Source organism: Agrobacterium burrii, assembly GCF_017313405.1.
Lineage (GTDB): Bacteria > Pseudomonadota > Alphaproteobacteria > Rhizobiales > Rhizobiaceae > Agrobacterium > Agrobacterium burrii.
On the sequence record NZ_JAFLNA010000004.1, the window covers coordinates 17,043 to 29,157 of the forward strand.

Annotated in this window: 8 protein-coding genes and 1 tRNA gene; 6 read left to right on the plus strand and 3 right to left on the minus strand. The window is 57.5% G+C overall.

Annotation, left to right across the window (positions count from 1 at the left end):
• Positions 1-166: 166 nt before the first annotated feature.
• Positions 167-2,221: an RNA polymerase sigma factor RpoD gene (rpoD, locus tag JZX89_RS09055; protein WP_149900100.1), complete on the plus strand. Its 2,055-nt coding sequence runs from the start codon at positions 167-169 to the stop codon at positions 2,219-2,221.
• A 257-nt stretch (positions 2,222-2,478) separates the two neighbouring features.
• Complete coding sequence (locus tag JZX89_RS09060) at positions 2,479-3,402, plus strand: DUF930 domain-containing protein (protein ID WP_207133868.1); 924 nt, start codon at positions 2,479-2,481, stop codon at positions 3,400-3,402.
• Between the two features lie 268 nt (positions 3,403-3,670).
• Here the strand turns inward: JZX89_RS09060 and JZX89_RS09065 are convergent, their stop codons facing one another.
• A complete protein-coding gene (locus tag JZX89_RS09065) occupies positions 3,671-6,223 on the minus strand; it encodes an HWE histidine kinase domain-containing protein (protein ID WP_207133869.1) in 2,553 nt (850 codons plus the stop codon).
• 266 nt (positions 6,224-6,489) lie between these two features.
• Between JZX89_RS09065 and JZX89_RS09070 the strand changes: the two genes are divergently transcribed.
• Positions 6,490-6,912, plus strand: coding sequence for a secondary thiamine-phosphate synthase enzyme YjbQ (locus JZX89_RS09070; RefSeq protein ID WP_207133870.1), 423 nt, complete (start codon positions 6,490-6,492; stop codon positions 6,910-6,912).
• A gap of 149 nt (positions 6,913-7,061) precedes the next feature.
• Positions 7,062-7,409, plus strand: a complete 348-nt coding sequence (locus tag JZX89_RS09075; protein ID WP_149900104.1) for a hypothetical protein — start codon at positions 7,062-7,064, stop codon at positions 7,407-7,409.
• A gap of 164 nt (positions 7,410-7,573) precedes the next feature.
• On the opposite strand, the gene JZX89_RS09080 is transcribed toward JZX89_RS09075, so the two are convergent.
• Positions 7,574-8,317 carry an SIMPL domain-containing protein gene (locus JZX89_RS09080; protein WP_153515013.1) on the minus strand — a complete coding sequence of 248 codons (744 nt, stop codon included), beginning with the start codon at positions 8,315-8,317 and terminating at the stop codon, positions 7,574-7,576.
• A gap of 182 nt (positions 8,318-8,499) precedes the next feature.
• Here JZX89_RS09080 and JZX89_RS09085 point away from each other — a divergent pair.
• Both JZX89_RS09085 and JZX89_RS09090 read left to right on the plus strand, forming a co-directional pair.
• A tRNA-Ile gene (locus JZX89_RS09085) sits at positions 8,500-8,575 on the plus strand.
• 1,120 nt (positions 8,576-9,695) lie between these two features.
• The gene (locus tag JZX89_RS09090) at positions 9,696-11,642 is read left to right on the plus strand and encodes an AAA family ATPase (protein WP_207133871.1); all 1,947 of its coding nucleotides are present in this window, start codon (positions 9,696-9,698) and stop codon (positions 11,640-11,642) included.
• A 15-nt stretch (positions 11,643-11,657) separates the two neighbouring features.
• Here JZX89_RS09090 and JZX89_RS09095 read toward each other — a convergent pair whose 3' ends face one another.
• Positions 11,658-11,933: a helix-turn-helix transcriptional regulator gene (locus JZX89_RS09095; RefSeq protein WP_207133872.1), complete on the minus strand. Its 276-nt coding sequence runs from the start codon at positions 11,931-11,933 to the stop codon at positions 11,658-11,660.
• Positions 11,934-12,115: the final 182 nt, after the last annotated feature.

Below are 12,115 nucleotides of genomic sequence, written 5' to 3' on the forward strand. Positions count from 1 at the left end.
GGGTGCACTGTCTTTGCATTCTGCCTGAGGCTGCCGTGGTTAATCGGCAATTAAAGATCACTCCGTTAGGTGTCTGACAGTGATTCGCGGCAAACCGCTGGATGCTCAAGGGGCGGACGGCGATGCGGCGGAACAGGTGTTAGCGTCAGGGAAAGCGACGAGATAGATGGCAACCAAAGTCAAAGAAAACGAAGAAGCAGAAAACGAACGCGACGGTGCGACGGACGGTCCGCTTCTCGATCTTTCGGATGACGCGGTCAAGAAAATGATCAAGGCCGCCAAAAAGCGCGGCTATGTGACGATGGACGAGCTGAATTCCGTCCTGCCGTCCGAAGAGGTGACGTCCGAGCAGATCGAAGACACGATGGCGATGCTGTCCGATATGGGCATCAACGTCATCGAAGACGAGGATGCTGAAGAAGCGTCTGGCGAGGCTGAAAGCGACGATTCGGAATCGGAAGAGTCCGAAGGCGGCGAACTGGCGCCTTCCAGCGGCACAGCGCTCGCGACCGCCAAGAAGAAAGAACCGACCGACCGTACCGATGACCCGGTGCGCATGTATCTGCGCGAAATGGGTTCCGTCGAGCTTCTGTCGCGCGAAGGCGAAATCGCCATCGCCAAGCGCATCGAGGCCGGCCGCGAAACGATGATTTCGGGCCTGTGCGAGAGCCCGCTGACGTTCCAGGCGCTGATCATCTGGCGCGACGAACTGAACGAAGGCACGACGCTGCTGCGCGAGATCATCGATCTCGAAACCACCTATTCCGGTCCGGAAGCCAAGGCGGCACCGCAGTTCCAGAGCCCGGAAAAGATCGAGGCGGACCGCAAGGCTGCCGAAGAGAAGGAAAAGACCCGCAGGCTGCGCGCGCCGACCGGCGACGAAGATGTGACTGACGTGGGCGGCGATGGCCTTCCGCCGGAAGAGGAAGAAGAGGACGACGACGAGTCCAATCTTTCGCTTGCCGCGATGGAAGCCGAACTGCGCCCGCAGGTCATGGAAACGCTCGACACCATCGCTGACACCTACAAGAAGCTGCGCAAGCTTCAGGATCAGCAGGTCGAGGCACGTCTTGCCTGCACGGGCACCCTGTCTTCCGGACAGGAGCGTCGTTACAAGGAACTGAAGGATCAGCTGATCACGGCCGTCAAGTCGTTGTCGCTGAACCAGAACCGTATCGACAGCCTCGTCGAGCAGCTTTACGACATTTCCAAGCGTCTGATGCAGAATGAAGGCCGGCTGCTGCGCCTTGCCGAATCCTACGGCGTCAAGCGCGACAGCTTCCTCGAGCAGTATCACGGTGCGGAACTCGATCCGAACTGGATGAAGTCGATTACCAATCTGGCCGCTCGCGGCTGGAAGGAATTCGCCCGCGAGGAAAGCAACACGATCCGGGAAATCCGCCAGGAAATCCAGAACCTCTCCACGGAAACCGGCATTTCCATCGCCGAATTCCGCCGCATCGTTTCGATGGTGCAGAAGGGTGAGCGCGAAGCGCGTATCGCCAAGAAGGAGATGGTCGAGGCCAACCTGCGTCTGGTGATCTCGATTGCGAAGAAATACACCAACCGTGGTCTTCAGTTCCTCGATCTCATTCAGGAAGGCAATATCGGCCTGATGAAGGCGGTGGACAAGTTCGAATATCGCCGTGGTTACAAGTTCTCGACCTATGCGACCTGGTGGATCAGGCAGGCGATCACCCGTTCGATTGCCGATCAGGCGCGCACGATCCGTATCCCGGTTCACATGATCGAGACGATCAACAAGATCGTTCGTACCTCGCGCCAGATGCTGCACGAGATCGGCCGCGAGCCGACCCCGGAAGAGCTGGCCGAAAAGCTGGCCATGCCGCTTGAAAAGGTGCGCAAGGTTCTGAAGATCGCCAAGGAGCCGATTTCGCTCGAAACCCCCGTGGGTGACGAAGAGGACTCGCATCTCGGCGACTTCATCGAGGACAAGAACGCGCTGTTGCCGATCGACGCCGCCATTCAGGCGAACTTGCGCGAGACGACGACCCGCGTTCTGGCGTCGCTGACGCCGCGTGAAGAACGCGTTCTGCGCATGCGCTTCGGCATCGGCATGAACACTGACCATACGCTGGAAGAAGTCGGCCAGCAGTTCTCGGTCACGCGCGAACGTATCCGCCAGATCGAAGCGAAGGCGCTGCGCAAGCTGAAGCATCCGAGCCGCTCAAGAAAGCTGCGCAGCTTCCTCGACAGCTAAGCGTTCCGCTTCCTTTAAAATTGAACCCGGTCAGTCACCTCTGGCCGGGTTTTTTGTTTCCCGCACTGGCGAACTCTGCGACAAGCCTTATGTGTGAAAATAAAGCGCTCCGCTCTTCTCTGAAAAGCCAGATGCTTTATCCCTTTGTTTTTACGCATTGTCCTGATGTGACGGCGGTTTCGCTTTGACAGGCAATGCTCAGGTTCGATGAGATGGAACAGGTTTCGGCAGAAAAATGGCGGTGGAGAGGTTGGGCTGTGCCCGTCTCCGTACTGCTGCATCTTGCCGTTGTCGCGATCTTCCTTTTCGAACTGCCGGAACGGATAGCCGAACCGCAGGAGCCGGAAAGCATCAGCGTCGATCTGGTGCCGCCGCCCGAGGAGAAGAAGGCAGAGGAAGGCAAGCCGCCCGGTGCGGAAGAGGCAAAGCAGGAGGAGAAACCGCAACCTCCACCACCACCGCCTGCGCCGCCGGCAGAGGAAGCAAAACCTTTGCCGCCCATGCCGGCAACGCTGCCCGCCATCGCCATGAGGCCGGAAGAGGCGCAGTCGGACCCCGAAGACAAGCCGGGAAAGGCGGAAGAAGCGGAAAAGACCGAGCCTTCCGAGCAACCAGAAAGCCAGCCGGAAAAAACGGCAGAGGAGAAGCCCGCGCCTGCTGCCGCCAATAGCGATCTTCAGGCGTCCGCCGATCAGGGGGAAATTGCGGTTTCGCCCGTCAGGCAAGAGGCTGAGCCGGAGCGGGCGCCTGTGCCGCAGGCGAAGCCCACTGAGGAAAAGCCAGCTGACGTGGCGGAAGAAAAGCCCGCAAAACTTCCTGCTGCCAAAAGTCTGCTTTCCTCGTCGCTGCTTTCCCCCGCCCAGAGACGTCAGATGTTCGGTGATTTGCCGCCGCGTCGCCGTATTGTTAATCTTTGCAGCACGGAAGCTCTGGCCCAAATTCAAAATGCGGGTTTTCCCGCCCGTGGCATGATACCGACATCGGATACCGGTCGTAAGATTTCCGGAAGTTCGATCGACGCGACTGGCGGTGCATTCAACGTCGGTGGAACCTGGTATGATGTATCGTTCCAGTGTGACGTCGATCTGGAAAACTACGCAGTCACGGAATTCCGGTTTAAAATCGGGAACGCCATCAGCCCGGAAGATGCGAAAAAGCGGGGCTTCACGCGTTTCCAGTAGTGGCGGTAGATTCTGATGTCGCCAGTGAAACTCCCAACATCTCTTTCGTCATCCTCGGGCCTGTCCCGAGGATCTGCCAACGTATTGATTTCATTCGACGTGATTAGATCCTCGGCACAGGGCCGAGGATGACGTTGAGGGAGTGCGCACCCTTCACGATTCACGGCAAGGGGACTGCAGCCTGCACGGAAATTCAGACCGGACAGCAGTGGGACAAGCCCGAGGATGTCTTAGAGTACGGCGTCAGCGTTCTCGCGAATCAACGGCGTTACACCCTCTCCGGATCACCCACCAGCAAGCCGATACCCGCCATCAGCGCATCCTCATCATAGGGTTTGCGTATCACCGGCACATTGCCGAATTCATCCGGTACCATGCTGCCATCCGCATAACCGGTGGCAAAGAGGAAGGGAACGCCGCGGCGGTGAAGTTCTCTGGCGACCGGGATCGAAGTGTCGGAACCGAGGTTGATGTCGAGAATGGCGACATCAGGCACGTAAGTCTTCAGCTTTTCGATCGCCATCGCCGATGAGGTCGCTGTTTCAATCGTCTTGATGCCGTTGTCTTCCAGCATGTTTTCGACATCCATGGCGATCAGCATCTGGTCTTCGACAAGCAATATCTTCAACGGTTCCTCCCGATTGTAACGTCTGGCCTGTGGCGCGATTTCTTCTTCGGTTTTTGCGGTGGAAGCCGCCGCGACCGATGAAACGTGGCGGGAGGGCAGGACAAGGTCCGCCTCCAGCCCGTCCGGCAAATATCGCATGGTGCTGCGTCCGCCGAGATCATAAGGAATGCTGCGGCTGATGAGCGCCGTGCCGAAACCGGCGCGCGAGGGCGTCGGCAGCGTGGTTGGCAGGGTTTCACGCCATTGGATTTCGCAATCGCGGTTCTCGTTGATTTCCCAGTGCACGTGCAATTGCCCGCCGGTCTGCGAAAGCGCACCATATTTGGCGGCATTCGTTGCCAGTTCATGCAGAACCAGCGCCATGACGGAGAAGGCGCGCGAATCGAGCGTGACCTGGGGACCTGAAAGGTGCACCATGGTTTCCGTGGACCGATGCGGTGACAATTCAGCATCCAGCAGGTCGCGCAGCGCTCCGCCGCCTTCACCGCGAATGATCTGGTCATGGGCAAAGGACAGCGCCTGAATGCGGCCCTTCAGCGCGGTGACGTATTCCTGCAGGGTCTTGCCCTCCTGCGAGGGATTGCCGACCAGCGATTTGATGATGGCCAGAACATTCTTGACGCGGTGGTTGAGTTCCTCGTTCAGCATGCGCTGGCGCACTTCCGCGCGCTCCCTTTCGTCGGCCATCAGCTCGCTGTGATGGAAGGCGACCTCGACAAGCGCAATTCTGGCGGCTTCGGCAATTTCCCGGTCGGCTTCCGACCAAGGCTGCGCCTGCAGGCGAACGGTTTCTTTCCAGATCGCGAAACTCTTGCGGGGGGTGAGGCGGTCGCCCAACGGCCCGGTCTCATAGGATTTTTCCGGATTGCCTGCCCAGTTCAGATTTTGCACGATCTCCTTGCGGAAAAACAGCAGATAGTCGTTCTTGACCTGCGACAACGGAATAGCGAGCATTCCGGCAGCGGTGCTGGCATAGATCTCCGCTTCCGGTATGGCCTGCGACAGCGCATGGGTGGCCCAGACCTTGCCTTCGGAAGCGGATGCAACGAAACGCGTCAGTCTTGGAATGGTGTCCTGCGGCGGTGTTGCGCCATGGCCGTGCCAGTTGTTGCCCACCCAGAGCCCGACGCCATCGCAGGGCATCAGATCGGCAAAATCCTGAAAACTGTCGATCAGCAGTTCTTCGATGTTGGCGTGGTGGGCGGCAAGCCGCAGGAAGCGGTCAAGTGCAGCATGGGCGTGGTTGACGGTATCGAGCCGGCGCTTCTGCTTCAGGACCTGCAGATGCATGGAGAAAAACTCTCCGAACATTTCGGCGGCGATCCTGACCGGCATCGTCAACACGCGCGGAGAATAATGGTGACAGGCAATCAGGCCCCAGAGAGCGCCATCGACAATCACCGAAATCGACATGGAGGCGCCGACACCCATGTTGCGAAGATATTCGCAATGGATGGGTGAGACGCTGCGCAGATGCGCGAAGGACAGATCGAGCGGTTCGCCGGAGACATCGAGAGCGGGCAGGACTGCAACGCGTGCGCCGCTGGCGTCAGAAATGATGCGCAGCGTGTTTTTGAGATAAAGCGCGCGCGCCTGCTGCGGTATGTCGCTGGCCGGAAAATACTGCCCGAGAAAGCTCTCCAGTTCCGGCTGCTTTGCCTCAGACACGACCTTGCCGGCCCCGTCTTCCTCAAAACGATAGATCATCACCCGGTCGTAACCGAGCGTCGCCTTTATCAGCCGGGTCGTTCTGGAAATCAGGCTTTCGAGACTGTCGGCCTCGCGGATGCGGTCCACCATCTTGCGTGCCGTGCCGAGCGGCTGTGTTTCGCTTTGCGACGGTTCGAACTCGATGATGGTGGTGGATTTGTAGCGGTGCAGAGCAATATCGAAGTTGCGGCCATCGATCATCTGCATGTGGGGCAGCATGGCGGGGCGCGTGGTTCTGCCGGTGACAGTCAGCGCGTTGCGAAGATCGTGGACGAGGTCTTTTCCGAGCACCTCTTCGGCAGTCCTGCCGTTCAGATCGCCCTCGATACCCAGAATGTCGCGACAGTTTTCCGAATGCCGCAGAACCATGCGCAGGGAATTGTCGCAGGCGATCAGACAGCCATGCGGTTGAATATAACCTGGAATGTGGATGGGTTCGCGGTCGCAATTGGTCAGGTCGACTTGATAGTCAGTGGATGCCATGAAGAAGTCTTTCGCACCCTGTGCCTGGCTTGGTTCTTGTCTTGCGCTGAAAATGATCTGTTCGTCGAGGGACGGGGAAGCCTGAATAGTTCATTCTGATATTGCCAACCCTTCCCCGTTTTCTTGCAACCGTGACGCTGCTTTTCCGTTAGTTGTTACGGCCCGCCGTCGCGTTATTATTTTATCTCTATCGTTATCGGATAGAATTTGACATGCCGTAACGTTGGCAGCGCCGATTTTGTTCCAGCCTGTTTGAAAGAAAAAATGTGCCGCAAAAGACAATAACCATCGCCACCCATGGTCAGGGGCTCTACGAATTCACATCCGAGGCCACGGGTTTCGTGAGAGAGACCGGCGTGGATGAAGGCTTGCTGACCGTCTTCGTCCGGCACACATCCTGCTCGCTGCTTATCCAGGAAAATGCCGATCCGGATGTCCGGCGCGATCTCTCGACGTTCTTCTCCCGCCTCGTGCCGCCTTCGGACGACGCCTCGATGCGCTGGGTCATCCACACGCTGGAAGGCCCTGACGATATGCCTGCCCATATCAAATCTGCCCTGACGGCGGTTTCCATTGGCGTACCGATCGGGCAGGGCAGGCTCGCGCTTGGCACGTGGCAGGGGCTTTACCTGTTCGAGCACCGAGACCGACCGCATCGCCGCGAAATCGTGCTGCATATCTCCGCCTGATATTTCGTTCGATAATGTGTGTTCTCCCGTTAACAACCATGAACCTCTGCTGAACATGCGGTTCTGTTCATATTCAGATGTTTGAGGCTAGGGTCTCCTCAATCGCTGAGGGACGTTCCCTGCCGGCGAAGAACAAATGGAGTGAGTTCATGTTCAACACCTTTGCAAAAGCCGGCCTCGCCGCTCTCATTGCCTTCGGCGGCATCTCCGTCACCGCTCCTGCGGCTTCGGCTGGTTCGGATGTTCAGTTCAGAGTTCAGGTTCAGGATGGCTATGGCCATGACAGAGGCCGTGGCCCGGGCTGGGGTCGTCCTGATCGCCCGCGCTTTGGTTGCTCGCCGCGTTTTGCGGAAGAAAAGGCAAGCCGCATGGGTCTTCGCCGTGCCCGCGTTGTTGATGTATCGCCGCGCCGCGTTGTGGTTGCAGGCTTCGACCGTAGAGGCCGTGACCGCATCGTTTTCGCTAATGAGCGCGGCTGCCCGGTCATCCGCCGCTAAAGCGGACACTATCGATCCGGTGACATCCCCGTCCGCCGGATGGATAAAAAATGCCCCTCGCTCGTCCGGAAAGGCATGCGAGGGGCATTTCTTTTTTAACCGGCCGATGGCCGGATTTAAAAACAGGCGGGAGGCGACACGCAGGTGCCGCCCCTGAAGTGTGCTTACTGTTCGAGGGCGAAGGTGACGTTGACCACCACGCTGTAATTGTTCTCACCCGAAGCGATCGGCACGCTGTCGGCTTCCTTCATCATCGAAGCACGCATCGCGCCGGCTGGTACCGGCATCGGGCGCTGCGAGTTTTCGCTGATCTGAATGACGCGGCCGAGCTTCACGCCTGCCGCTTCCGTCAGCGTCTTCGCCTTGGCGATAGCATCGGCCACGGCCTGCTTGCGGGCCTCGGTCACCGTGGCTTCGGGCTTGTCATTGGTGAAGGTGATATCGCCGCCCTGATTGATGCCAAGCTTGACGGAGGTATCGAGGATCGCGCCGAGCTTCTTCAGGTCGCGCACCCGCACGGTCAGGCCGTTGGAAACCTGATAGCCGGTGATCTCTGGCGCAATATAAACGCCATCCTTGGGCTCATAATGCTTGTAAAGCGGCTGTACCGAGAAATTGCTGGTCTGCAGATCCCGGTCTTCGATGGCGGCTTCTTTCAGCGCTTTCAGAACCTCGGCGAGCGCCTTGGAATTCTCCGTAAGCGCCGCAGCCGCCGTCTCCGCCTGCTTGACGACGCTGAAGGACAGGATCGCCATATCAGGGGCAATGGCCGCCTGGCCTTCACCGGAAACACTGATGGTGGCTTCACGCGGGTTGGCGTCCTGCGCAAGCACCTGGCTGGCCAGCGGCACCATTGCTGCTGCGGTCAAAGCGGTGAGTGCGAAAAGGCGGACCTTTTTTGTCGTCATGGTGTTTCCTCGTTGATTGTGTCCCTTTGGAGGGTATTGCCTTAGATTGTGAAGCTATTACGGCGGCGCTGCCTTGCGAAAGCATCAATGGCTTGTCGGGCTATAAAAATTACGTTAGAGCGTGACCCACCGGATTCGAACCATTGCGAAGCCGGTATTTCGGATCACCTTGTTTCCGAATAGGGCCTGTAGCTCAATGGTTAGAGCCGGCGGCTCATAACCGCTTGGTTGGGAGTTCGAGTCTCTCCAGGCCCACCATTCTTGATCAAATTCTTGTCCCGTATAGTTAATAGCGGCTCAAAACACACTGATTGCGGTTCAATTTTCAACGTAATCGGTTTCATTTGCGGGCGGCTTCCACTCCAGTTTTCCTGAGCGTTATTGTAAAGGTTCAGGAATTTTCGCTGGATGCGGCTAAAACGATCGGCATTTTTGACGCTGCGATAGGCATGCTTCTATTGTTTCTTTCGGAGCAATTTCGATCGGTCGAGAGTAAGCGATTCATTTGGCCAGTCCTTTATTTGCGGATCTGACTCGTTGAAGAACATTTCGTGACGGAGATCGAAAGCGATTAGTTCGGTTTTGGATTCGTTTCTTAAGTGCCAACGCCGACGACTTTTTGTCGGCGGTCTTATCGAGCATGGCCGCGTTCCGCTCTAGCTTGTCGCTCATCTCCCGCAGCTTGTCTTGAGCGCTTTCTAGTTTTCGATCACCATGACGTCGGAAGTGACGCTCAATCTATACGCTTCAACGAGCAGCTTTTTCGATACGCGGCCGATTACATCGGCGCGAGCGGATAACCGCGTCCCTCTTTGGCCAGGCTTGTTGCCCGCGGCGTTACGGACGGCATCGCTCACATCGTCCACAAAGCTCCAGTCAGCCGCAGCTTAATCGTGAATCGTCGCCTGCGCTATCAGCCACCATTGTTGACAAATTGCGGTGTAGTCTGACAAAATGATTACCATGTGAGCATTATGATCATGATTCTTTAAAGGATTAGCAATGGAACTACTTCGATTTGGAGAGCCTCAGGGTAACTCGTCGCCGCGTGCGATCAGCGCGCGCATAAACTCATCTGCAAGTCTCACTGCAGACCTAAGCAGAATTCTAGTGGATCGCGCCCTTCCCCTACTTAATCCAGATCATGGTCCTCTGGTGGAGGATTGGAACATTGAGTCCCGTATGGTGCCGATGCTAACCGGCTACTTCCGGTATCAGAAGAAAATGGATCTTTGCGGAGAGGAGTGGCTAACTTTCACGGCGCCGTTGGAGCTGCTGTCTGTCGAGGGCGGCGTCGTCAGGTCTATGGAGCGTTGGTACAGGCTTGGGAAACCCTCGCCTTTCGCCAAGGACATGATCCGGATCTGGGCCGAGTCCGATGGCAAGTAGGGCGATTGCCGCTGCTAACGTCCATAGCTGGAACGTGACCCCGCGTGTTTTTGCGAAGATCCGTCGGTCAGTAGCTTTATTCCTGGGATATGCCGCCCTGCGGGCTACCGTGCGAACGCAATATCTTCTGATGCACGGATTTCCCTCGATCGTTGTTGTCGTCACCGGTGGCGTAAAAGTCAGCGAGGCGTATCGAAAGGCCGCAGAGCTGCTGTTTATGGGGCCGCTTGAATCTCGGCCCCGTCGGGCTCAGGAGCAAAGGGCGCTTGTGCATGTATTGGAGGTGCCGCGGGGAAACAAGCCCAAGGTGTCTAATCCAATTTTAGAGGAGCACGGCAAATGTGACTTCATCATAGTGCTTGCCCGTAGCCGCTCCGAAATCCCCTCTGACCTCGCAATAGCGGCGGACGGGATCGTTGATCTGGTCCGTCCGACGGTGGAGCATATACACGCTGTGCGTCGACTGCTTGGCCGGAGGCCTTTCGGCGAAGAGGCGGCGAAGATCGCAGCAACGTTAGATTTTTCTCTGTTAGTTTCAATTGCTAGTAAACACAGTCTCTCGGAGGCCGAAGCGCGGCGTCTCGTAACCACCGTCGAGTGTGCCACCGCGGATAGTCCATTTCTTGAAGATCTTCCTGGATACGGCCCCGCAAAGGTTTGGGCCCGCGGATTCATCGCTGATCTCGCCCGCGTCAAAAGCGGAGCGTTGGATTGGGCCGAGATGGACCGAGGCGTTCTCTTACATGGTCCTCCAGGCACTGGAAAGACTCTCTTTGCTCGCGCGTTTGCGCGATCGGCCGGTCTGCCTTTGATCGCGGCGTCTGTATCGCTATGGCAATCGTTCGGGCACCTTGGAGATCTCCTCGGTGCCATGAGAGAATCCTTCGAGGAGGCGCGGGCGAAGCAGCCATCAGTCTTATTCCTGGACGAATTGGATTCGGTCGGCGATCGGGCGAAGTTCAGCGGAAAGCATGTGGACTACTCGCGCCAAGTCGTCAATTTCCTGCTCGAGTGCATCGACGGCGCGCAAGGCCGAGACCAAATAGTGGTCATCGCGGCAACTAACTATCCAGATGTCATCGACCCTGCCCTTTTGCGCAGCGGTCGCATCGAACGCCACATTAAAATCGAGCTACCAGAGGCAGATGAGCGTTTCGAGATCCTTCGCTACCATCTGAGAATCAAAGATCCGGAAGATGTACTCAGAATGGTTGCCGTTGATCTTGAAGGATGGAATGGCGCGGACCTAGAAATGCTGGCACGGGAGGCGAAGCAGCGCGGACGCTCTTTTCAGCGCACTGTTCAGATCGACGACGTCGTCAAATCGCTACCGCCTTTGCAGGAGCTGTCAGGTGCCCAGGCCCGGCGCGTTGCATTACATGAGGCCGGTCACGTGGTGGCCACCTGTGTCCTCTCGCCGGGATGCCGGGTCAGCGTCTCTATGCGAAAGAAATTCCACCGGTTCGATTCAAAGCAAGTAGCACCCGGTGTGACCCGATATGAGGTCTCCGACGAAGACCATCTGTTCCAGACGCGTGAAGATTTCGAAGATTTCATTTGCAGGGCCCTGGCAGGCGCCGCCGCGGAGGAGCACGTGCTAGGATCGAGATCGACCGGTTTCAGCGGATCAATCGGAAGCGACCTGGAGACGGCGACTGTCACCGCCACGCGAATGCTCTGCTCGTACGGGCTAGGCAGGAGCCTGCCGTTCTTGATCGAGACACACAACGTGAATTCGACTTACGTCTTAAGGCTACCGAACGATCTTCGCGGAGAGGTTGGTCGAATCCTTGAGCAACAGTATTCACGAGCGAAATTGCTTGTCGCCGAGCACTCTGTCGCTCTCGAGGAAATTGCTGCAGAACTCCTTGAAAGAGGCGCGCTTGTCGCAGATGAGGTCGCCTCGACAATTGCCAGGAACGCGCGGGCGGCGTGAATTCTAGATGGCTGTCTATTCGGCGGTAGGCTCTATTCTGGAGCCACGAAGGCGTAAAAGCGCGACAGCCGGCCCTCGGGTCGCGTTGCCTTCGACGAACACGACGCCGCCAGCCTCCAGTGCGAAACGCACCTTCTCGATTGCCTCAGCAAGCACGTTACCCTCGCACTTCTCGATCCGGACAATAATCTGACGGCTAACCCCTGCGGCAACCGCAAGTTCTTCCTGACTGAGGTCCAGCAGCGCCCGCGCGGCGCGCAGCGCATTCATTATGTCCGATGTCGAATCCATGAATTCGAGCGTGGCTTCATTTGAAATGCGTTGTCAACAATCAGCGAAAGGATTCACCGAGAGTACGTCGGCCAAATAGCGCACAAAATTACGAGCGAATCCTTCACGCGTCCGCGCTGGAGGGTCCCCGTTTCGTCAGAGCTTCGCGCCGCCGGACTTCGACGTTCTTGACTAGGCACTCG

Bases quoted from the DNA above. Each gene is read 5' to 3' on its own strand.
- JZX89_RS09095 (WP_207133872.1), bottom strand. From the start codon at position 11,933: ATGGATTCGACATCGGACATAATGAATGCGCTGCGCGCCGCGCGGGCG.
- JZX89_RS09080 (WP_153515013.1), bottom strand. From the start codon at position 8,317: ATGACGACAAAAAAGGTCCGCCTTTTCGCACTCACCGCTTTGACCGCA.
- JZX89_RS09075 (WP_149900104.1), top strand. From the start codon at position 7,062: ATGTTCAACACCTTTGCAAAAGCCGGCCTCGCCGCTCTCATTGCCTTC.
- JZX89_RS09065 (WP_207133869.1), bottom strand. From the start codon at position 6,223: ATGGCATCCACTGACTATCAAGTCGACCTGACCAATTGCGACCGCGAA.
- JZX89_RS09090 (WP_207133871.1), top strand. From the start codon at position 9,696: ATGGCAAGTAGGGCGATTGCCGCTGCTAACGTCCATAGCTGGAACGTG.
- rpoD (WP_149900100.1), top strand. From the start codon at position 167: ATGGCAACCAAAGTCAAAGAAAACGAAGAAGCAGAAAACGAACGCGAC.